At 71.3% G+C, this 21,602-nt stretch carries 17 protein-coding genes; 7 read left to right on the top strand and 10 right to left on the bottom strand.

What is annotated here, in order from left to right:
- Window positions 1-31: 31 nt before the first annotated feature.
- Both I8920_RS05000 and I8920_RS04995 read right to left on the bottom strand, forming a co-directional pair.
- Window positions 32-661: a hypothetical protein gene (locus I8920_RS05000; protein WP_198658058.1), complete on the bottom strand. Its 630-nt coding sequence runs from the start codon at window positions 659-661 to the stop codon at window positions 32-34.
- Window positions 662-843: 182 nt separating this feature from the next.
- Window positions 844-3,759: an Rne/Rng family ribonuclease gene (locus tag I8920_RS04995; protein WP_198658057.1), complete on the bottom strand. Its 2,916-nt coding sequence runs from the start codon at window positions 3,757-3,759 to the stop codon at window positions 844-846.
- 350 nt (window positions 3,760-4,109) lie between these two features.
- Between I8920_RS04995 and I8920_RS04990 the strand changes: the two genes are divergently transcribed.
- Complete coding sequence (locus I8920_RS04990; RefSeq protein WP_232832827.1) at window positions 4,110-4,712, top strand: vitamin K epoxide reductase family protein; 603 nt, start codon at window positions 4,110-4,112, stop codon at window positions 4,710-4,712.
- Window positions 4,713-4,779: 67 nt separating this feature from the next.
- Window positions 4,780-5,589, top strand: a complete 810-nt coding sequence (locus tag I8920_RS04985) for a DsbA family protein (protein ID WP_198658056.1) — start codon at window positions 4,780-4,782, stop codon at window positions 5,587-5,589.
- Window positions 5,590-5,667: 78 nt separating this feature from the next.
- On the opposite strand, the gene I8920_RS04980 is transcribed toward I8920_RS04985, so the two are convergent.
- From I8920_RS04980 to I8920_RS04950, 7 genes are all read right to left on the bottom strand, one after another.
- A complete protein-coding gene (locus tag I8920_RS04980) occupies window positions 5,668-6,516 on the bottom strand; it encodes a DsbA family protein (RefSeq protein WP_198658055.1) in 849 nt (282 codons plus the stop codon).
- Between the two features lie 14 nt (window positions 6,517-6,530).
- Window positions 6,531-6,950: a nucleoside-diphosphate kinase gene (gene ndk / locus I8920_RS04975; protein WP_198658054.1), complete on the bottom strand. Its 420-nt coding sequence runs from the start codon at window positions 6,948-6,950 to the stop codon at window positions 6,531-6,533.
- Window positions 6,951-6,985: 35 nt separating this feature from the next.
- The gene (locus tag I8920_RS04970) at window positions 6,986-7,402 is read right to left on the bottom strand and encodes a DUF4233 domain-containing protein (protein ID WP_198658053.1); all 417 of its coding nucleotides are present in this window, start codon (window positions 7,400-7,402) and stop codon (window positions 6,986-6,988) included.
- Entirely contained in the window at window positions 7,399-8,865 is a 1,467-nt protein-coding gene (locus I8920_RS04965) for a bifunctional folylpolyglutamate synthase/dihydrofolate synthase (RefSeq protein ID WP_198658052.1), read from the bottom strand. The genes I8920_RS04970 and I8920_RS04965 overlap by 4 nt, the downstream gene beginning before the upstream one ends.
- A complete protein-coding gene (gene ileS / locus I8920_RS04960; RefSeq protein ID WP_198658051.1) occupies window positions 8,862-12,131 on the bottom strand; it encodes an isoleucine--tRNA ligase in 3,270 nt (1,089 codons plus the stop codon). Before ileS ends, I8920_RS04965 begins: the two co-directional genes overlap by 4 nt.
- 267 nt (window positions 12,132-12,398) lie before the next feature.
- Window positions 12,399-12,956, bottom strand: coding sequence for an RloB family protein (locus I8920_RS04955; protein WP_198658050.1), 558 nt, complete (start codon window positions 12,954-12,956; stop codon window positions 12,399-12,401).
- A gap of 68 nt (window positions 12,957-13,024) precedes the next feature.
- Window positions 13,025-14,224 carry an AAA family ATPase gene (locus I8920_RS04950; protein WP_232832826.1) on the bottom strand — a complete coding sequence of 400 codons (1,200 nt, stop codon included), beginning with the start codon at window positions 14,222-14,224 and terminating at the stop codon, window positions 13,025-13,027.
- A 195-nt stretch (window positions 14,225-14,419) separates the two neighbouring features.
- Between I8920_RS04950 and I8920_RS04945 the strand changes: the two genes are divergently transcribed.
- Window positions 14,420-15,442 carry a cation diffusion facilitator family transporter gene (locus I8920_RS04945; RefSeq protein WP_198658048.1) on the top strand — a complete coding sequence of 341 codons (1,023 nt, stop codon included), beginning with the start codon at window positions 14,420-14,422 and terminating at the stop codon, window positions 15,440-15,442.
- Window positions 15,443-15,561: 119 nt separating this feature from the next.
- Here the strand turns inward: I8920_RS04945 and I8920_RS04940 are convergent, their stop codons facing one another.
- Window positions 15,562-16,161 carry an acyl-CoA-like ligand-binding transcription factor gene (locus I8920_RS04940; RefSeq protein ID WP_198658047.1) on the bottom strand — a complete coding sequence of 200 codons (600 nt, stop codon included), beginning with the start codon at window positions 16,159-16,161 and terminating at the stop codon, window positions 15,562-15,564.
- A gap of 31 nt (window positions 16,162-16,192) precedes the next feature.
- Between I8920_RS04940 and I8920_RS04935 the strand changes: the two genes are divergently transcribed.
- The 4 genes from I8920_RS04935 to I8920_RS04920 are packed head-to-tail and all read left to right on the top strand — an operon-like array spanning window position 16,193 to window position 21,396.
- Window positions 16,193-17,812 (top strand): ABC transporter substrate-binding protein, encoded by a 1,620-nt coding sequence (locus I8920_RS04935; protein WP_198658046.1) that lies wholly within the window; start codon window positions 16,193-16,195, stop codon window positions 17,810-17,812.
- Window positions 17,813-17,816: 4 nt separating this feature from the next.
- The gene (locus I8920_RS04930) at window positions 17,817-18,887 is read left to right on the top strand and encodes an ABC transporter permease (RefSeq protein ID WP_232832825.1); all 1,071 of its coding nucleotides are present in this window, start codon (window positions 17,817-17,819) and stop codon (window positions 18,885-18,887) included.
- On the top strand, window positions 18,884-19,783 hold the full coding sequence (locus tag I8920_RS04925) for an ABC transporter permease (RefSeq protein ID WP_198658045.1): 900 nt from the start codon (window positions 18,884-18,886) through the stop codon (window positions 19,781-19,783). The genes I8920_RS04930 and I8920_RS04925 overlap by 4 nt, the downstream gene beginning before the upstream one ends.
- Window positions 19,780-21,396, top strand: coding sequence for an ATP-binding cassette domain-containing protein (locus I8920_RS04920; protein ID WP_198658044.1), 1,617 nt, complete (start codon window positions 19,780-19,782; stop codon window positions 21,394-21,396). The genes I8920_RS04925 and I8920_RS04920 overlap by 4 nt, the downstream gene beginning before the upstream one ends.
- The last annotated feature ends 206 nt before the right edge of the window (window positions 21,397-21,602 follow it).

Genomic DNA, 21,602 nt, shown 5'->3' with positions numbered 1-21,602 from the left:
GTTCACCGTCGCCGTTCGGCGGTGCGATCGGTCAGCGGGGTGCCGGACCGCCCCAGGGCCCCGGAGGCTGCTGCTGCGGCGGCTGGACGGTGGCCGGAGGGACCGCGTCGGCCGGGCGCACGGTACCGGGCATGCCCGGTGACGACGCGGTGCCCCGCCCGCGCCGCGGACGACCGAGCCAGAGCCACGCCGCGGTGGCGGTCGCCAGCAGCATCACGGTGAGCGGCACGCCGTTCTGCAGCGGCCCCGTGACGACGTCGACGACGAGTCGTGCGCCGCCGGAGCGGACCGTCGCGATCGTGCCCGTGACGACCCCGACGAGCGCCAGGGCGACGGTCCCCGCGGCACCGGCGAGCACCGCGCGGCGCAGCAGGTTCGGCAGCGGGCTGCGTCGGTCGATCGGGGTCAGGAACGCCAGCGCGAGGAACGCCCCGGCGTAGTACGGGAACGGCCCCGCGAAGACCGCGGTGGTGAAGCTGCCGAGCAGGTCGGCCCCTGCCCCGTAGTGCGCGAGCGGGTTGACCAGGAGCGACGTCCCGAGCAGGTTGAACAGCCCGGAGACGAACTCCACGAGCACCAGCGCCACGACGGCGATGAGTGCGCCGGCCGTGTTCGTGACCGAGGCGCCGGGCGCGAACGCCCGCCGTGGGTCGGCGGGCACGCGTGGCGGACGCGGTGGGCCGTACGGTGCACCGGCCCCCGGCTGCCGGCCGTGGGGCGGTACGTGCCCGCCCGGTCCCGGCTGGCCGTGCTGCTGCTGCCCCGGGCCGGGCGGTGCGGGCTGGGACCAGCCCGCACCGTAGTACCCGCGGTGCTGCTGCGGGTCGCCCGGGTTCGTCACCGTCAGTTCCCCAGGATCACGGTGCCGTCGGTGTCGTCGTCCGACTCCCCCGACGTCGTCGCCGGTGCGCTGATGCTCGGCGAGGACACCCGGCGGGAGCGGGACCGCCCCTGGCCGGGCTGCTTCGGCTCGGGCAGCGCCTGGAGCACCGAGTCGAGCAACGACTCGGCGTCGGGTGCGACCGTGCGCGGCTCGCGCTTGGGTGCCGCGGCGATCGGGATGTCGAGGATCGCGACGCTGTTGTCGGTCGGGGTCACGGTGGCGCTCGAGCTCACGCGACGACGGGCCGGGGCCTTCGCCTTCGGTGCGCTCACGGGCTCGGCGACGACCGGCTCGGCGGCAGCCGTGGCCGTCGGTGCGCTCGACGCCGACTCGTCCGCCGCCGCCTTCGCGACGACGGGCTCGACCACGGGCTCGGCAGCGGGTGCTCCCTGCGCCTCGGTGGTCTCGGCGGCGGCAGCGGCCTGCTGCTCGCCCCCGCGCCCACCACGGCCGCGACGACGGCGCTTCGGACCGGTCGACTGCTCGCCGCCCGCGGTGTCCGTGCTGGTCGGCGCATCGGCCGACGTCGGCACCGTGGTCTCGGCAGCGGGCGACGCAGCGGCAGCGGCGTCCTGCTCGTCGTGCGGGATCGTCGACGCGGCGATCCGCGACAGGGCGTTCTTCACGTCCTCGGTGATCTGGTGCGCCTGGCTCGCCGCACCGGACCCGCCGTTGCCGGAGCCGCCGTTCCCGTTCCCGCCGTTCCCGTTGCCGGAGCCGCCGTTCCCGTTCCCGCCGTTCCCGTTGCCACGACCCTTGCGACGGCCCTTGCTCGGACCCGGGTCGGCGTTGTTGTCGTTGACCTTGGCGTTGACCTCGTCGAGCGACTCGCGCAGCCCGACACCGATCTTCTTGCGGGTCATCTGCACGAGGCCGAGCGAGGTGATCTCGGCGACCTGGTGCTTCGTCCGGTCGCGGCTCAGGCACTCGACCAGGCGCCGGAGCACCAGGTCACGGTTGTCCTCGAGCACCATGTCGATGAAGTCGACGACGATGATGCCGCCGATGTCGCGCAGGCGGAGCTGGCGGACGATCTCCTCGGCGGCCTCGAGGTTGTTCTTCGTGACCGTCTCTTCCAGGTTGCCGCCGGAGCCGACGAACTTCCCGGTGTTGACGTCGACGACCGTCATGGCCTCGGTGCGGTCGATGACGAGCGAGCCACCCGACGGCAGCCAGACCTTGCGGTCGAGCGCCTTGTCGATCTGCTCGTTCAGGCGGAACTCCTCGAAGGAGTCCGGGCCCTCGTACCGCACGACGCGGTCCTTGAGGTCCGGTGCGACGGCCGACAGGTACTCGTCGATGGTGCCGCCGGCGGCCTCGCCGTCGATGATCAGCTTCGTGAAGTCCTCGTTGAAGACGTCACGGACGATCTTGATGAGCAGGTCCGGCTCCGAGTGCAGCATGACCGGGGCCTGGCCGCCGGCGACCTTCTTCTGGATGGCCTCCCACTGGCTGGTCAGCCGCTGCACGTCGCGGGTGAGCTGCTCCTCGGTCGCGCCCTCGGCAGCGGTGCGCACGATGACGCCCGCGTGCTCCGGCAGGACCTCCTTGAGGATCTTCTTGAGGCGCGCGCGCTCGGTGTCCGGGAGCTTGCGCGAGATGCCGTTCATCGAACCGTTCGGCACGTAGACCAGGTAGCGGCCAGGCAGCGAGACCTGGCTGGTCAGGCGGGCGCCCTTGTGGCCCACCGGGTCCTTCGTGACCTGCACGAGGACCTTGTCACCCGGCTTGAGCGCGGACTCGATGCGGCGTCCGTGGCTGGTGTCGACGGAGTTCCAGTCGACCTCGCCGGCGTACAGCACGGCGTTGCGGCCGCGGCCGATGTCGACGAAGGCGGCCTCCATCGACGGCAGGACGTTCTGCACCTTGCCGAGGTAGACGTTCCCGATCAGCGAGACGTTCTCGGACTTGGTGATGTAGTGCTCGGCGAGGATACCGTCCTCGAGCACGCCGATCTCGATCGTCGACGAGCTGGAGCGGACGATCATCTGGCGGTCGACGCTCTCGCGGCGGGCGAGGAACTCGTCCTCGCTGACCACCTGGCGGCGGCGTCCGGCGTCACGGCCGTCACGACGGCGCTGCTTCTTCGCCTCGAGACGGGTCGAGCCCTTGATGCGCTGCGGCTCGGTGATGAGCTCCGGCTCGCGGCGGCGCGGCTCCTGGTGGTCGCGCGGCTCGCGGGCCTCACGGTCGGCGCTCGAGCCACGGCGACGCGAGCGGCGGCGCGAGCCACCCTGGTCGTCGCGGTCGTCACGGTCGCGGTCGAACCGGTCCTCGCGGTCGTACCGGTCGTCCTCGTCGCGGTCACGGTCGCGGTCCGAGCGCGGCGCGCGCTGCGGCAGCTCCGGCAGCACCGGGGCGTGGAAGATCAGGCTGAGCGTGCTCGTGGCCTTCGGCACGAACGGCTCGGCGGCCGGCGCGCTCGCGGGGGTCTCCGGCTCGGACGCGGCCGGACGGGAGGCGCGGCTGACGTCCGCCCCGTCGGTCGTGGTCGCCTGCTGGTCACCCGACACGACCGGCAGGTCACCGGTCAGCGTGCTCACGTCGTGCGGCTCGGCGCCGCCGTCGGCGACGGGGTCCACCGCGACGGGGACCTCGGTGTCGGTCGACTCGACCGGTGATGCCGGCGACGCGGGGGAATCCGGCGAGTCGGGCGAATCGGGTGAGTCCACCGACCCGGGCGACGCGACGCTGGCTGCGGGACGGGCGTCAGCGCCGCCCGTCAGCGCGAGGGTCTCGTCGACGTGGGATGCCTGCTCGGCGTTCCCCCGGGCCTCCTGGCCGGCCGACCGGGCGCGGCGCCCGCCGAACAGGCGGCCCCGGCGCTTCGGCGCGTTCTCGTCGTTGGTCGTGTTGTCGTTGTTCTGCTCCACCATGGACTGGCGCACTCCTCGGCCCCACTCGCACCCTCTCGGGCGGCGGGAATTCTGTCGTTGTGGCGGGCGGCGTCGACGCCCCCGCGCTCGTTGTCTCGTGACCGGTCTGCGCCAACTTCTCGTTGCGTCCGCGCCCGTTCCGCTCCGGGCACCCGGCCCGGGTCGGCTCGGCGTCGGAGTGACGCTGTCCCGACCACAGTGCGCTCTCACCGCACCTGATCGCCCGGGTACCGCCCTGTGCAGGCGCCACCCGGAAAGCTCTTCTCGGCGTGCGGCGGACCGCACGACCTCCAGGCATTATCGCACGGCGCATCCGGAAAGCACCGGAACCCGCATGCGATGATGACGGCGTGACCGCGTCAGCCCCCGCCCCCCGTCGTCCGATCGCGATGGCGGTCTTCCTGCTCGTCACCGGTGCCGTCGGCCTCCTCGGGGCGTTCCAGCTGGTGCTCGACGAGTTCAAGAAGTACGCCGACCCGGACACCGTGCTGTCCTGCGACCTCAACCCGTTCATCAGCTGCTCGGACGTCATGGCGAGCTGGCAGGGCAACCTCTTCGGCTTCCCGAACCCCCTGCTCGGCCTGCTCGGGTTCGTCGCACCGATCGCCGTCGCGGTGATGCTGCTCGCGGGCTTCCGGAACGGGTCGCGGTGGTTCTGGATCGCCTTCAACGCCGGTGTCTTCCTGGCCTGGGTGTTCGTCACCTGGCTGTTCACGCAGACCGTCTGGTCGATCGGCGCGCTCTGCCCGTGGTGCATGCTCGTCTGGTCCGTGACGATCCCGATGTTCTGGGTGTTCACGATCTGGAACGCCGCGCAGGGCCGCTTCGGCGCCGGGGCGCAACGCCTCGGGCGCACCCTGCTGCCGTTCTGCTGGACCTTCCCGCTCGCCAACTACCTGTTCATCATCGTGACGATCATCATCGTGTTCCCGAGCGTCCTGACGATCTTCTGACCCCTTCCCGATGCGCGAGCACGAGAGCGGGTGGGCGCGACGTGACGCCCTGCGGGACCGTGCCCGGGTGGCTCGCGAGCGGGCCCGGGCGCGTCGTCGCCGCACGCGGACGCTCGGCATCGCTTCGGTCGTCGTCGGCGGGCTCGCCGTGGCGGCCGTCGTCGCCGTGTCGGTCGCGGGGTCGGAGCAGCCGTCCGGACCCGGCCCCCGCAACACGGCGAGCGACGGGGTCCTGCTGCGGGGGTCCCGCGGCGCGATCGTGACCGTCCGGACGCCGGCGCTGCCTGACGGCGGTGCGCCGATCCCGACGGCGCAGGACCCCGCGACGACGGACATCACCGTGTACGCGGACTACCTGTGCCCGTACTGCAACCAGTTCGAGGCGGACCAGATGCCGCAGATCCGGCAGTGGGTGCGGGACGGCACCGCGACCCTCGAACTGCACCCGATCGCCCTGCTCGACCGGATGTCGCGCGGGTCCGACTACTCCACGCGGTCCGCCGCCGCTGCCGCCTGCGTGGCCGACCACGACCCCGACGCGTTCCTGGCGTTCGACACGTCGCTCCGTGCACACCAGCCGTCCGAGGGCACGCGTGGGCTGACCGACGACCGGCTGGTGGCCCTGGCCGAGCAGGCGGGCGCGACCGACGACGACGTCGCCGGCTGCATCACGCGCCGTGACTTCGCCGGCTGGGTGGCCGACGCCACGGAAAGGGCGGTGCACGACGCTGTGCCGAACTCCTCGCTCCGTGGGATCACCAGCACCCCGACGGTCATCGTCGACGGAGCGCAGTACGACGGCTCCCTCACCGACGCGGCGGCGTTCGCGGCGTTCGCCCGGCAGCACGGCGACGGCCACGGCCACGGCTCGTCGTAGGCCGCTCGGCACACGGCGACGGCCCCCGCTCCCGGGTGGGAGCGAGGGCCATCGTGTCCGGTTGGTCGGCCGTCCGGGCTACTTCGCCGCCGCGTCGATCGCGCTGACGACGGTGCTCAGGTCGTCGAGGCGCTTGCCGTCGACGACGACCGTCGGCGTCCCGAAGCCGTTGGTGCCCGCGAGGGCCTCGTCCTCGGTCACCAGCTTGGTGGACTTGGTCACCCAGCCCTTGAACTGCTCGGTCGACACGCACTCGGAGACCTCGGAGCTGGTCGCTCCACCGGCCTTGACCAGGTCCTCGATCTCGGCGTTCGTCAGGCCCTTCGTGCCCTCGGCCGGCTGGTTGTCGAAGAACTGCTTCTGCACGTCCAGGAACTTCTCCGGCTCGTTGTCCGCGACGCACATGGCGGCGTTCGCGGCACGGCTGGCGTAGCGCGAGCCCGGGTAGGCGCGGTCGAGGATCGAGACCGGCTGGATCGCCAGCGTGGCCTCACCCGACTTCACCTTGTCCAGGATCTGGTCGGAGAAGGCGTCCTCGAACTGCTTGCAGACCGGGCAGGCCCAGTCGACGTACTCGGTGACCGTGACGGCGCCGTCGGCACCGGCGGTCGGGAGCGCCGACGGGGAACCCTTCGCCGAGACGGCCGGGGTGCTCACCGGGGTGACCTTGCCGTCCTCGGCAGCGAACTGGATCGCGCCGGTGGCCATGTTCTCCGGCCCGGCCGCGGACACGGCGGGTGCGTTGTTCACGTTCACCACGACGATCGCGATGATGGCCGCGATCGCCACGATGCCGAGCCCGATGCCGCCCTGCAGGAACCACTTGTTGCGGCGCTTGCGGCGCTTCTCGGCGTCGGCACGCTGGCGTGCGACCTCACGGGCGTGCTGGCGACGCTCGTTCTTGGTGGGTCGGTCGTTGTTCGTCACGTCGTCCCCGTCGCTCAGGCGAACCAGAGCGCGAGCTCGCGCGCGGCCGACTCGGGGCTGTCCGACCCGTGCACCAGGTTCTGCTGCACCTTGAGGCCCCAGTCGCGGCCGAGGTCACCACGGATGGTGCCGGGCGCGGCCGAGGTCGGGTCGGTGGTGCCGGCGAGCGAGCGGAAGCCCGCGATCACACCGTTGCCGGCGACGCGCACGGCGACGACGGGGCCGGACTGCATGAACTCGACGAGCGGCTCGAAGAACGGCTTGCCCTGGTGCTCCTCGTAGTGTGCGTCGAGCAGGTCACGCGGCGCGGTCAGCATCTTGAGGTCGACGAGCTCGTACCCCTTGGCCTCGATCCGGCGGAGGATCTCACCGGTGAGCTGGCGGGCGACGCCGTCGGGCTTGACGAGGACGAGGGTCTCTTCGAGGTCGGACACGCAGTACTCCCTGTGTTCGGGGTCGAATGTGGTGGTCAGTCCTCGCCCATGGCCGCTCGGCGCGCGGCGTTCTGACGGTCGAGCTGACCGCCCTTGACGAAGCAGAAGACCCACAGCGCCAGGAACACCACGGCGACCGCGAACATGAACGGTTCGATGAACCCGGTGGCGAGGATGGCCGCCTGCAGCAGCCACCCGAACCATACACCGGCCGGGTTGCCCGTCAGACGTGAGGCAGCTGCGAGGACGATGATCGCGCCGATGCCGCCACCGAACGCCGCGGCGGGCGGCAGCGTGCCCTTGCCGAACACGACGAGCATGGGGAAGAAGAACATGATCGCCTCGAGCACCAGGGCGATCGAGAGCAGGCTCTCCTGCGCCCCGCGCTCGCGGCGCGGCTTGCGGGTGCGCGGTGCCCGACCCGGCCGGGAGGCACCTGGTGCGTCCGTCACTTCGCCTCACCTTCCCGGTGCACGAGGTCCATGACCGCGCCCACCATGACGATGGAGCCCGCGACGAGCACGAGGGCGTCCTCGGCGTCCGCCTCGTCCGCCAGGTCCCGTGCTTCCTGCAGGGCGGCGGCGAGCGTCGGTTCGACGACGACCCGGTCCTCGCCGACCTCGTCGACGACGACCCGGGCGAACTCGTCCGCGTCGAGCGCGCGCTCCCCCGGCGGCTGCGTCACGACGAAGGTCGCGACGGTGTCCTTGAGGGCGCGGACGAACCCGCGGGCGTCCTTGTCGCCCAGGATCCCGACGACGCCGACGACGTGCTCCGACGGGAACGCGACGGGCAGCGCCTCGGCCAGGGCCTTCGCGCCGTGCGGGTTGTGCGCGGCGTCGACCACGACGGTCGGCTCCGTGGCGATCGGCTGGAGCCGACCCGGGCTGGTGGCCCCGGCGAGCCCCTCGGACAGGACGTCCTCGTCGAGGGCCTGCGTCCCGCGACCGAGGAACGACTCGACGGCGGCGATCGCGACGGCCGCGTTCTCGGCCTGGTGCCGGCCGAACAGCGGCAGGAACAGGTCGTCGTAGCGCCCGGCGATGCCCTGCACGGTGACGAGCTGACCGCCGACCGCCGGGGTGACGTCGGTGACCGCGAACCCGGTCCCCTCGACGGCCAGGCCGGACTCGGTGAGCTCGGCGGCACGCTCGAGCTCGGCCAGTGCCTCGGGGACCTGCCGGCTCGACACCACGGCCGACGACGGCTTGACGATGCCGGACTTGGTGCGGGCGATCTCGGCCACCGTCGCACCGAGCTGCTTCGTGTGGTCGATGGCGATCGGCGTGAACACCTGGACCTGGCTCTGCACGACGTTGGTGGAGTCCCACTCGCCGCCCATGCCGACCTCGATCACGGCGACGTCGACGGGGGCCTCGGCGAAGCACGCCAGGGCCAGCACGGTCAGCGCCTCGAAGAAGGTGAGCGGGAGTTCGCCCTTGTCGGTGAGCTCGCGGTCGGTGATCTCGAGCACGGGGGCGATGTCGTCCCAGTTCTCGACGAAGCGGTCCGCGGCGATCGGCTGGCCGTCGATGACGATGCGCTCCCGGATGGACACCAGGTGTGGGCTCGTCATGAGGCCGGTACGCAGGCCGTGCGCGCGGACGATGCTCTCGATCGTGCGTGCGGTGGACGTCTTGCCGTTCGTCCCCGTGATGTGGATCACCGGGTACGCCAGGTGCGGGTCGCCGAGGAGCTCGACGGCACGCCGGGTCGCGGTGAGACGACGCTCGGGGGCCTGTTCGCCGATCCGGGCGTACAGGGCGGCCTCGACGCGGCGCACCTCGTCGTCGTCACCCCCGTAGGGCACGGCGTCGGTCGGACCGTCTCCGGATGGCCCGACCGGGATCCGGATGCCGTCCTCGTCGCGGCCGTCGAACGCCTCGTGGCCGTCGTACTGGTCGTCGTCGCTCATGCGCGTCCTACCTCCACTGCCACCTTCGCACCGTCACCGACGTCGGTGGTGGTGTCCTCCGCCCCGAGGGGCACGATCTCGACGCTCGTCGCCAGGGTCTCCCCCGCGATGAGCTCCTGGTGCGCGCGGACCGCGCCGGCGGCGGCGTCGTCCACCCGCAGGGTCAGCGCGATGCGGTCGCTGACGTCCAGGTCGGCGTCACGGCGGGCCTGCTGCACGGCCCGGACCACGTCACGGGCGAGCCCCTCGGCCTCGAGCTCGGGCGTGGTCACGGTGTCGAGCACCACGAAGCCGCCCTCGTCGAGGAACGCCACGGCGACCGAGGCGTCGGCCACGGTGAGGTCGAGCGTGTACTCGCCCTCGACCAGGTCGATGCCGCCCACGGTCACGCCGGTGTCGGTCGCGGTCCAGTCGCCCCGCTTGGCGGCCGGGATCACCTGCTGCACCTGCTTGCCGATGCGCGGACCGGCGACGCGGGCGTTCACGGTGAGCTTCCGCTCGATGCCGTACTGCGCCAGCGACTCCTCGGCCTGGGCCTCGAGCACGACGCGCTTGACGTTGAGCTCGTCGCGCAGGATGTCGGCGAACGGCTCGACCGCCGTCGGGTCCGGCACCACGAGCGTCAGCGTGGCGAGCGGCAGGCGGACGCGCTTGCCGGTCGCCTTGCGGAGCGCGAGGCCCTTCGACGCGACGTCGCGCACGCGGTCCATCGCGGCGACCAGGGCGTCGTCGGCGGGGAACTCGTCCGGGTCGGGAAAGTCCGTCAGGTGGACGCTCCGCCCACCGGTCAGGCCCTTCCAGATCTCCTCGGTGACGAGCGGCGCCAGCGGCGCGGCGACCCGGGTCAGGGTCTCGAGCACGGTGTACAGCGTGTCGAACGCCGCGCGGGCGTCGTCCGCGGCCACCCCGTCGGCACCGGTCCAGAACTTGTCGCGCGAGCGTCGGACGTACCAGTTCGTCAGCACGTCGGCGAAGTCCCGCACGGCCTGGGCCGCGAGCGGGGTGTCGAGCGCGTCGAGGTGGGTCCGGACGTCGGTCACGAGCACGCGGGTCTTCGCGAGCAGGTACCGGTCGAGCACGTCGGTCGAGTCGGTCCGGCGCTGCGCCTGGTAGCCGTCGGGCCCGGACGCGTTGGCGTACAGGGTGAAGAAGTAGTACGTCGACCACAGCGGGAGCATGAACTCGCGGACGCCCTGCCGGATGCCCTCTTCGGTCACGATCAGGTTGCCGCCACGGATCACCGACGACGACATGAGGAACCAGCGCATCGCGTCGGCGCCGTCGCGGTCGAACACCTCGGCGACGTTCGGGTAGTTCCGCAGCGACTTCGACATCTTCTGGCCGTCGGAGCCGAGCACGATGCCGTGGCTGATGACGTTCTGGAAGGCCGGCCGGTCGAACAGCGCGGTGGACAGCACGTGCATGACGTAGAACCAGCCGCGGGTCTGCCCGATGTACTCGACGATGAAGTCGGCCGGGTTGTGCGACTCGAACCACTCGCGGTTCTCGAACGGGTAGTGCACCTGGGCGTACGGCATCGAGCCGGAGTCGAACCAGACGTCGAACACGTCGGTGATCCGGCGCATCGTCGACTTCCCGGTGGGGTCGTCGGGGTTCGGCCGCGTCAGGTCGTCGATGAACGGGCGGTGCAGGTCGACCTCGCCCTCGGCGTTCACGGGCAGGCGACCGAAGTCACGCTCGATGTCCGCGAGCGAGCCGTACACGTCGGTGCGCGGGTACTCGGGGTCGTCGGACTGCCACACCGGGATCGGCGTGCCGAAGTAACGGTTGCGGGAGACCGACCAGTCGATGGCGTTGCCGACCCACTTGCCGAACTGGCCGTCCTTGACGTTGTCCGGCACCCAGTTGATGTCCTGGTTGAGCTGGCCCATGCGGTCGCGCAGCTCGGTCACGCGGACGAACCACGACGAGACGGCCTTGTAGATGAGGGGCTTGCGGCAGCGCCAGCAGTGCGGGTAGCTGTGCTCGTAGGACGCCTGGCGGAGCAGTCGACCGGCGTCGCGCACGGCCTTGGTGAGCGGCTTGTTCGCGTCCGACCAGAGCATGCCGGCGACCTCGCCGAACTGCGACGTGAAGACGCCGCCCTCGTCGAGCGAGAGCACGACGGGGATGCCCGCTGCGGCGCAGACCTCCTGGTCGTCGGCACCGTAGGCCGGGGCCTGGTGCACGATGCCGGTGCCCTCCCCGGTCTCGACGTACTCGGCGACCAGGATGCGCCAGGCGTGCTCGTAGCCCTCGGCGTCCGACAGGAAGTCGAACAGGCGCTCGTACTCGACGCCGTCGAGCTCGGCGCCGGCGACCGTGCGGAGCACGGCGGCGAGCGCGTCGTCGGCGCTCTCGTAGCCGAGCTCCTTCGCGTGCGCGGCCACGGTGTCCGAAGCGAGCAGGTACCGGGCCGAGCCGGCGGCGCCACCGTCAGCCGCGCCTCCCGGCCCGGCCGGCACGACCGCGTAGGCGATCTCCGGACCGACCGCGAGCGCGGCGTTCGTCGGGAGCGTCCACGGCGTCGTCGTCCAGGCGAGCGCCCGCACGCCGGTCAGGTCGAGCGCGTCCGCACGCGAGCCGTGCAGCGGGAACGCGACCGTGACGGACTGGTCCTGGCGCATCTTGTAGACGTCGTCGTCCATGCGCAGCTCGTGGTTGGACAGCGGGGTCTGGTCGTTCCAGCAGTACGGCAGGACCCGGAAGCCCTCGTACGCCAGGCCCTTGTCCCACAGGGTCTTCCAGGCCCAGAGGACGCTCTCCATGAAGGTGACGTCGAGGGTCTTGTAGTCGTCCTCGAAGTCGACCCAGCGCGCCTGGCGGGTGACGTACTCCTGCCACTCGTCGGTGTACTGCAGCACGCTCTTCTTGGCCGCGGCGTTGAAGACGTCGATGCCCATGGCGTCGATCTCGTGCTTCTCGGTGATGCCGAGCTGGCGCATCGCCTCGAGCTCGGCGGGCAGACCGTGGGTGTCCCACCCGAAGCGGCGGTGCACCTGCTTGCCGCGCATGGTCTGGTAGCGCGGGAAGACGTCCTTGGCGTACCCGGTCAGCAGGTGACCGTAGTGCGGCAGCCCGTTCGCGAAGGGCGGGCCGTCGTAGAAGGTCCACTCGGGGCAGCCCTCGCGCTGGTCGATGGACGCCTGGAAGGTGTCGTCGCCCTTCCAGAAGGCGAGGATCCCGCGCTCGACGGCGGGGAAGCTCGGCGAGGGGACGACGCCGTCGGCGGCGGTCGCGTCGGGACGGTTCAGGGGGTAGCGCACCGGGGACTCCTGTGGGTTCGGTTGATCTCCACGAGGACGGAGCGGACTCCGCGGTACCACCTCGCTTGCCGCACCGCCGGTGCGACCGCTCTCGTCGGGGTGGTGACGGTCCCGAACCCGCCCGGTTCTACTGACGAGGTGCTGGTGCGCCGCGCGTTCTTCCGGAAGCTCCCCGGTGATGACCGGATCGATGCTCTTGTGACCCTAGTTTAGCGGACGTTCCGTTGACGGCGAGAGTTGGTCTAGCGTGCGCTTGCTGAGATGAGGTCACTTCATCGCACCCGGCAGCCCCGCAAGAAACCCGTCGAAGGTGGTCGAGGGGTTGTCTGAGGGGAACTGTGTTCCGTCCCCAGCGTGCCGCTTCCGCAGCGACTGGGCTCGCCTCACGGCGTCGCCCCTCCGAGGCATGTACAAGTCGGCGTCTACATGCTTGTCGGACGAACCATCCAGCTCGCTCCTCCGGTGAACCGCTTCGTCAGTGGTCAGATACGCATTTTGTGCCGCGAGGTGCAGAATCAGCCACACCTCGAAGCAAGGATTTGAGATGGCCAGGCGAATGCCGTTGTCGCGAGCCATGATCGCCGCTTCTTTCAGGTAGGGATGGGAATCCGGACTCTCAACATCGAACACGCACCAGTAAGAGTCAACTTCCGACGATGCAACCCTTTTTGCTTCACGTGCGGCTTCGACCAGCGTCAGCGGACTTGCCCCTACCATCTCCACAACCACCTCTACCGCGGCAGCCTCTGACACTTCAGGGAGTCGCCTGAGTGCGTCGATGTAATCAATTTCAGTCGCTTCTCCTTCGCTGTAGACGCGGAGCACTGTCTTTTCCGACAGAGTGGGCGCGGGTCGACGAAGAGGCTTCCGGTTTCTCCGGCGGGATTGCACGCTCATCCAATTAGTCCCAAATCACGCAAAAACTCGGTATTATTCACGTCAGGAAGCGCACCGAACCTTCCGCTTATGTAGCCACTCTCTAAGTTCACGGACTTGCGCACGCGCTCACCGGCAAAATCCGAAAGGGCAGCAAAGCGCGTTTCGCCATTATGATTCTTTTGAGTAAGCCACACCTCATCTCGATTGAGGTGAGCAAGCAAGTTGGTATCGTGACTCGTGAATATTAGCTGCGCCCCTCGAGGGTTCGATCCTGGGTTTGCGAATAATTTGAGGATCTGCGCGGTTAGCACCGGGTGAAGGTTAGCTTCTAGCTCATCGAAGAGCACTACGCGTCCGCGGTCAAGCGCATGCAGTAGGGGCCCGATCAGACTGAACCATGTTCTAGTTCCTGCCGATTCGTCCGCCATCGAGAATGCTTCGGTGTCACCCCCTATCGCGTGGATCAGCTTCGGGCGCCGTCGACTTGACCCCAATGGGGAGTCCACATCTCGCTCAATCTCGACATCTGCAACCCCCAGGTCGGCAAGCCGCAACAGACTCATAGCTCGCCTGCGAAGGGGGTCCCCCAAGGGATCCCCTTCCTCAAATAGATCAAGTTGGTTATCTTGAGGAACATCGAAAATATCCAGCGTCGACCGTGGGTGAATCATAGGGGGACGTCGGTGCTTGTTCAGCGACATACCGAGCGAAGATATCCCGAGAACAACGCGACCAAAACCACTTATTGTCTCATCATCAAAGCGCCGCATGATCGATAGAGCCAGAGACCTATCGGTAAGCAGCGAACGCGTTCCGGAGAGATGCCCGAGACCGCGTTGGATCGAGAGCTCATTCTTCTCGCGAACGTATATCTTCCGTCGACGTCCCTCCGGATAATGGTAAAGTGCCTCAAACTGAACTTTCGAAGAATTGAGTTCGAGAAGGTACTCGAAAAGGATGCCCTCAACAATCACTTCGAGGGCAAACGACGTATTCTCGTTCCGAGCAGTAGAACTAGCAAAAGGCTCGATTGGTATCGCTTCATCCCAGTAGCGCAAGGAGCCTTGGATAGCCTCCCGAAGCCAGTTCAAGGCCGCAAGCAAATTAGTCTTCCCAGAAGCGTTTGGGCCGTAGATGGCGGCAGTCGTCAGGATGGGCTCGCCGAGGCGATCAACCCTTCGCACCCCGGTGCGGTCCTCGTCGATCGCCACCATGGAGAGCTCGGCAGGCTCTCTGATAGATCGGAAATTCTCAACCTCAAAGCGCACGAGCATGCCACTCTCCGTCCCTCTCAGCCCCCGTTTCGTCGTAATCCTACAGATCTGCCGCTCTAACCGTGGCCGAGACGCGATCACGGATGCCTGCCTCGCCCATCGGAAGGATCATGCGCGGAGGAGCATGCTCGAGTGGTGCCCGCAGAAGAACGTCCCAAGTCGCTCGTCACCGTCCTGATCGCCTTCGGCGCCAACCTGCTGGTCGCGGTCGCGAAGACCGTCGCGTCGCTCGTCACGGGCTCCGCATCGATGGTGGCCGAGGCGGCGCACTCGTGGGCGGACACCGGCAACGAGGTCTTCCTGCTCGTCGCCGAGCGGCGGGGTGCCCGGAAGCGCGACACCGCACACCCGCTCGGGTACGGCCGCGAGACCTACATCTGGTCGATGTTCGCGGCGTTCGGCCTGTTCACCGCCGGTGCGATCGTGTCGATCACCCACGGCATCTCGGAGTTCGGCGACACCGGGCCCGCCGAGGACGTCGTGCTCAACTACGTCGTGCTCGCGGTGGCGTTCGTGCTCGAGGGCACGAGCTTCCTGCAGGCGTACCGGCAGGCCCACGGCGCGGCGACGAAGCGGCAGGTGCCCGTGCTGCGGCACGTGCTGCAGTCGTCGAACCCGACGCTCCGGGCCGTCTTCGCCGAGGACGCCGCAGCGCTGATCGGCCTGGTCGTCGCGTTCCTCGGGGTGTTCCTGCACCAGGTCACGGGGCTCGCGGTCTTCGACGCGCTGGGCTCCATCGCGATCGGGGTGCTGCTCGGCGTCGTCGCGATCGTCCTGATCGACCGCAACCGCCGGTTCCTGCTCGGCGAGAGCACGTCGCCGGAGCTCGAGGACGCGGTGCTCGTCGAGCTGCTCGGACGCTCGCAGGTGGAGCGCGTGACCTACCTGCACCTGGAGTTCGTCGGCCCGTCGCGGGTGTACCTGGTGGCGGCCGTCGACCTGACCGGCAACGAGACCGAGGAGCACGTCGCGGTCCGGCTGCGCGAGGTGGAGCAGTCGCTGGAGGACAGTCCGTACATCGAGGAGGCCGTGCTCACCCTGAGCGTCCCGGGCGATGCGTCCCTGGCGCCGACGAGCGAGGACGTGCCCGAGGTGGTGCGGGACGGCACGGTCGAGGACGTGGCGTCCGGCGGGGCGGGGACGCTGCGGGCGGAGTGAGCGCGGGGCGGGTGCGGGCACGAGGTTTCGGGCTGAGCGACAGTCCTCGGCTTCCGGAGCGCGTGCGGTGTCGCTCAGCGCGGAACGGGGGCCGAGAGCGTCACCGAACGCCGCACGCGTCAGGTGGCGTCGAGCCCCGCCGCCACCGGCCGGAGCGCCGCCGCGACGTACTCCACGAGCGCGCGCCGACCGACCCCGTCGGCCACCCACACCCCGAACGCCGCCGCGGCCGCACCGAGCATCGCGCCGGAGACCGCCTGCGGCCGGAGCGCGCCCGGCTCCTCCCCCGTCCGCCCGGCGACGAACGCCGCGACGGCCGCGTGCTGCGCCGTCACCCGCACCGCGACACCGGCGACGAGCTCGGGACCGATGCCCATGACCTCCGCCTGCGCCAGGGCCCACGGCACCCGCTCGGGATCGTGCTCCCGGGCCGCGGTCAGCAGCGCCTGCTCGACGGCGCGCACCGGACTCGGCTCGGTGGACGCGGCCAAGTGCCCGGGCAGCCCGGCGACGGCGGCGTCGAGCTCGAGCCACATCACGTCGGCCTTCGCCGGGAAGTAGTTGAAGAACGTCGCCCGGCTCACCCCGGCGCGGGCGGCGATCTGGTCGACGGTCGTGCGCGCGTAGCCCTGTTCCAGGAACAGCTCGGCGGCGGCGTCGGCCAGCACCTCGGCGCTCGACCGTCGGGGGCGGCCACCGCGGCGCATCGGTTCGTCCATGGCTCCAGTAAAGCGGTAGGCTCGTCGAGCCATGATCTTGGACTCAGTACAGAAAACCCTCGCCGTCGTCGCGGGCACCACCGCGGTCCTGCTCGCCCTGACCGCGTGCACCGGCGGTGGTGCGAGCACGGGCAGCAGCACGCCCGTCGCCGGCGGGACGCTCACCTACGCCTCCGGCGACGCCGAACCGACCTGCCTCGACCCGCACGTCGGCGGCAACTACCCGCAGGCGCTCCTGGCGACGCAGTACATCGAGGAGCTCGTCGGGCTCGAGGACGGCAAGACGACGCCCGAGCTCGCCACGGAGTGGACCACGAGCGACGACGGGAAGACCCTGACGTTCACCCTGCGCGACGACGTCACCTTCACCGACGGCACCCCGTTCGACGCCGCCGCGGTCGTGGCGAACATCGAGCACGTGCAGGACCCGGCCACCGCCTCGAGCACCGGGTACCTGGCGCTGCAGTCGATCACGAAGGCGACCGCCACCGACGAGCACACGGTCACCCTGACGCTGAGCCGCCCGGACAGCGCGCTGCTCGAGTCCTTCTCGCAGCCCTGGGTCGGCATGGAGTCCCCGAAGGCCCTCGAGCGCGACCAGGCGACGAACTGCGAGTCCCCCGTCGGCACCGGCCCCTTCGCGGTCACCGGCTGGAAGCACGGCGACCGCGTCACCCTGACGAAGAACGCCGACCACTGGGGAACGACGAAGCCGCGCCTGTCCGGCATCACCTGGCGGTTCCTGCCCGACTCGACCTCGCGCTACGCCGCACTGCAGGCCGGTCAGGTGGACGTCATCGACAACGCCCAGCCCGACCAGCTCAAGGCGGCCTCGGCGAAGGGCGCGATCCGCGACCTCGACGCCCCGCGCCCCGGCGCCTCGAACCGCCTCGAGCTGAACTCCGGTCACGGGGTGTTCCGCGACGAAGCGGTGCGCCAGGCCTTCATCGCCGGCGCCGAGATCGACCCCGGCCTGCAGTCGTTGTTCCTCGGCACCGCGGAGCGCTCGTACTCGGCGCTCTCGAGCGCGGAGCCGCTCGCGTACTCCGAGGAGAGCCGGTTCACCTACTCCCCCGACAAGGCGGAGCGACTCCTCGACGACGCCGGCTGGAAGGTCGGGTCGGACGGTATCCGCGAGAAGGACGGCCAGCGGCTGACCGTGCGGTTCCCCGTCTCGACGAACCAGTCGGTCCCGGCCGAGCGCAGCCTGTTCCAGCAGATCCAGGCGTCCGAGCAGGCCGTCGGCTTCGACGTCGTGCTCGACGAACTCGACCTGTCCAGCTGGTACGCGGCGCTCGCGGCGAACGAGTACGACGTGGTCAGCGCGCCGTACACCAAGGTCGGCCCGGACGTGCTGCGGATCCTGTACGACAGCGCGAGCATCGAACCGGCACCGTCCGGCTACTTCGCCAACCTCGCCCAGCTCGACGACCCGGCGCTCGACCGGCTGCTCGAGCAGGCCGCCCGCACGTCGGACGCCGACGAGCGCGCCGACCTGTACGAGCAGGCACAGCAGCTGATCCTGGCCAGCGACACGGTGCTGCCGCTCTACGACCAGCAGAACCACTTCCTGGTGCGCTCGGCCGTGCACGGCATCGAGACGACCCCCGTCTCGACACCCTGGTTCGGCACCGCGTGGATCGACCGCTGACGCGGTGACGGACCCGACGGCCGGGAGGCCCGTCCCGCGCCCGGCGGACGGGCCGCGGACCGCAGACGCATCGGCAGCAGGGCGCTGGGCGCGCTGGGCGGTCCGCCGTGTGCTGGGCGGCATCGGCGTGCTCTGGGCGGTCGCGACGATCGTCTTCGTCGCGATCCGGCTCATCCCCGGCGACCCGGCGCTCGCGATCCTGGGCGGACCGGGGTCGCAGGCCTCGGCCGAGGCCGTCGCCCAGGTGCGGCACGAGTACGGCCTCGACCAGCCCGTCCTGGTGCAGTACGCGGTGTTCCTCGGACGGCTGGCGACGGGGCAGCTCGGCGACTCCTACGCCTTCCGCACGCCGGTCGCGACCCTGCTCGGCCAGCAGCTGCCGGTCACGCTGACCCTGGCGGTCGCGGGGCTGGTGGTCGCGTGGGTGCTGGCCATCCTCGCCGCGTGGGCCTCGACGCAGCGCGGTCGGATCGCCGCCGGACTGACGAGCGCCCTGAGCGTCACCGCGAGCGTGATGCCGCACTTCTGGCTCGGCAGCGTGCTCATCGTCGTGTTCGCCAGCGCCCTGGGATGGGTGCCCGCGGTGAGCGACGGCACCGCCCGCGGCTGGGTGCTCCCGGTGCTGACGGTGGCCGTGCCCGTCGCCGGCTACCTGGCGGAGACCGTGCGCGACGGGGTGGTGGACGCGCAGCGGTCGGCCTTCGCCCTCGCCGCCCGGGGCCGGGGCGAGACCCGCATCGGCCTGTTCGCCCGCCACCTGCTCCGGCACGCCGCGCTGCCCGGGATCGCGCTGTCCGCCTGGGCCTTCGGTTCCCTCGTCTCCGGTGCCGTCGTGGTCGAGTCGGTGTTCGCGCTGCCCGGCATCGGCCGCGCGCTCGTGACCGCCGTGACCCAGCGGGACATGCCCCTCGTCGTCGGCATCGCGATGGTGTCCGCGGCCGCCTACGTCGTGGTGCTGGCCGTCGCCGACCTCGTCGAGCGCGCCGTCGACCCGCGTGGCAGCGCCCCGCAGGGCGCCCCGCGACGCGGCAGCGCGCGCCGCCGTGGAGCCGGCCGACCGGCGGGCGCACGGTGAGCGGGATCGCCGACCCGGGCCTCCAGACCGGAGCACCCGGCCACCAGACCGCCGCCGGCCCCGAGCGCGTCCGTGGGGGGACGCTCGGTGTCGGCGGCACCATCGCGGGGGTGGTCGTGCTGGTCGCCGTGGTCGCGGCGGCCTGGCCGTCCCTGCTCGGCGGGGGCGACCCGCTGGCCGTCCACCCGACCGAGGCGCTGCTCGCACCGAGCGCCGCACACCCCTTCGGCACCGACGAGTCCGGCCGCGACGTGCTGGCCCGCGTGGTCGCCGGGACCCGGGCCTCGCTCGTGGTGGGCGTCGCAGCGACCCTGATCGGCGGCGGCGCGGGCGTCCTGCTCGGCGTCGTCGCGGGACTCGGCGCGGGTGCCGGACGTGTCGGTCGCCTGCTCGACGCCGTGATCGGCCGGGCCACCGAGGTCGCGTTCGCCCTGCCCCTGCTGCTCGTCGCCCTGGTCGTCATCGCGGTGACCGGCCCCGGGCCCGTGCCCGCCGTGCTCGCCGTCGGGTTCGCGACCGCGCCGGGGTACGCCCGGATCGTCCGCGGTCTCGTGCGGTCGGCCCGGAGTTCGCAGGTGGTCGAGACCGCGGTGCTGCTCGGCCGCTCCCCCGCCCGGATCGTCCTGCGCCACGTGCTGCCCACCGCGCTGTGGCCGGTCGTGGCCGTCGCGACGCTCGGCGTCGGGCAGGCCGTCGTGTGGGCCTCGGCGCTGAGCTACCTCGGCGTCGGCACGCCGCCGCCCGCGCCGGAGTGGGGCGCGATGCTCGCCGACGGGCGCACCTACCTGCAGACCGCACCGTGGATGAGCACCTTCCCCGGACTCGCGATCGTGGCGCTCGCCACCGCCGTCACGGTGCTCGGCCGTGCGGTCCGACGGACGGGTGCCGCGCGGTGACCGCCGTCCTCGACGTCCGCGGGCTCAGCGTCGCGATCGGGGGCGTCCCGATCGTGCACGGCGTGGACCTGCACGTCGACGCCGGCGAGTGCGTCGCCCTGGTCGGTGCCTCCGGCTCCGGCAAGACCGTCACGGCGCGGGCGGTGCTCGGTCTGTCGGCCCCGGGGTCCTCCGTGCACGCCGACGCCTTCACCGTCGACGGGACCGACGTGCGCGGCCTCTCCGACCGGCGCTGGCGTCGGCTGCGGGGATCGCGGGTCGGCTACGTCGGCCAGGAGGCACTGGGCGCGTTGGACCCGCTGCGTCCTGTCGGGCGCGAGGTCGCCGACACCCTGCGCCTGCACACCGAGATGGGTGCGGCCGAGCGCGTGGAGGCCGTGCGCGAGGCCCTCGCCGCGGTGGGGCTCGACCCGGACATCGCGACCGACGGCCGACTCGCCGACACCCTGTCGGGCGGGATGCGGCAGCGCGCGCTCATCGCCGCCGCGACCGTCGGATCGCCCGCGCTCGTGGTCGCCGACGAGCCGACGACCGCGCTCGACGCCGGGGTCGCCGTCACCGTGATGGAGCAGCTGCGTGCGGCCCAGGCCCGGGGTGCGGGACTGCTCGTGATCACGCACGACCTGGGGCTCGTGGCGGGGTGGGCCGACCGGGTCGCGGTGGTGCACGAGGGCCGGGTCGTCGAGCAGGGCGCGGTCGCCGACGTCTTCGCCGCGCCCGCACACCAGGCCACGCGGGCCCTGGTGCGTGCGGCCGCACCGGCGGCGGCGCAGGGCACGGACGCGGGCGCCGGCTCGGCTCCGGACCCCGTCGCCGAGCCGCTCGATCCGGGGTCGCCCGCGACGACGGGCGTGCTCGTGGCACGGGGGCTGTCCCGCGCGTTCGGCGGCGTGCCGGCGGTCGACGACGTGTCGTTCGGCCTCGGCAGGGGGCGCGTGCTCGGCGTGATCGGCGCCTCGGGGTCGGGCAAGACGACCGTCGCCCGGATGCTCCTCGGGCTCGAGACCCCCGACGCCGGCACGGTCACGCTCGACGACGAGCCGTGGGTCCCCCTGCCGGAACGCGATCGCCGCCCGAGCCGGCACCGCATCGCGGCCGTCGTGCAGGACCCCGGCGCCACCTTCGACGAACGGTGGACGGTCGAGCGGGTCCTCGCCGACGCGTTCTCCCGCGGCGACGAACGACGGGCACGGGGCGCGCTGGACGACCGTGTGGACGCGGCGCTCCGGCAGGTCGACCTGGACCCGGTGCTCCGCCCGCGCTCGCCGCGCACGCTCTCCGGCGGGCAGCGGCAGCGGCTCGCGATCGCCCGGGCGCTGGCCACCGACCCCGAGGTGATCGTGCTCGACGAGCCGGTCACCGCTCTCGACGCCACCGTGCAGGACGCCGTGCTGCGGCTGCTCGAACGACTGCGCGACGAGCGCGGCGCCGCGATGGTCTTCGTGTCGCACGACCTGCGCGCGGTGCGGCGGATGGCCGACGACGTGCTCGTCGTGCACGGGGGCCGGGTCGTCGAGCAGGGTCCCGCGGCGTCGGTGTTCGACCGGCCGGCGCACGCGGTCACGGCGCGGCTGATGCACGCGGCCGACCGCCTGGCCACCGGCCCCGCGTAGCCGGCCGTGCCGCCGCCGCCGCCGCAAGGTTTCGCGCTGGGCGACAGTTCACGCGCTCGACGGCGCGTGAACTGTCGCCCAGCGCGGAACAACGCCCGCCAGATGCGCCAGCGCGAGCAGCGCGCGACCGCCCGGGAGACGACCGGAGGCACGGCGCGACGTCCGTGACGGACGCGCGCCGTGCCTCCAGGCCGGCGGAGCGGCGG

The sequence above is a fragment of the Curtobacterium sp. YC1 genome (assembly GCF_016267665.1).
In the GTDB taxonomy this organism is placed as follows: domain Bacteria; phylum Actinomycetota; class Actinomycetes; order Actinomycetales; family Microbacteriaceae; genus Curtobacterium.
This window is presented reverse-complemented; position numbering and strand designations above follow the sequence as displayed.

What these genes read in the sequence shown, in the direction of transcription:
- I8920_RS04995 (WP_198658057.1), bottom strand. Translation starts at nt 3,759, where the DNA reads ATGGTGGAGCAGAACAACGACAACACGACCAACGACGAGAACGCGCCG.
- I8920_RS04965 (WP_198658052.1), bottom strand. Translation starts at nt 8,865, where the DNA reads ATGAGCGACGACGACCAGTACGACGGCCACGAGGCGTTCGACGGCCGC.
- I8920_RS04950 (WP_232832826.1), bottom strand. Translation starts at nt 14,224, where the DNA reads ATGGTGGCGATCGACGAGGACCGCACCGGGGTGCGAAGGGTTGATCGC.
- I8920_RS04940 (WP_198658047.1), bottom strand. Translation starts at nt 16,161, where the DNA reads ATGGACGAACCGATGCGCCGCGGTGGCCGCCCCCGACGGTCGAGCGCC.
- I8920_RS04935 (WP_198658046.1), top strand. Translation starts at nt 16,193, where the DNA reads ATGATCTTGGACTCAGTACAGAAAACCCTCGCCGTCGTCGCGGGCACC.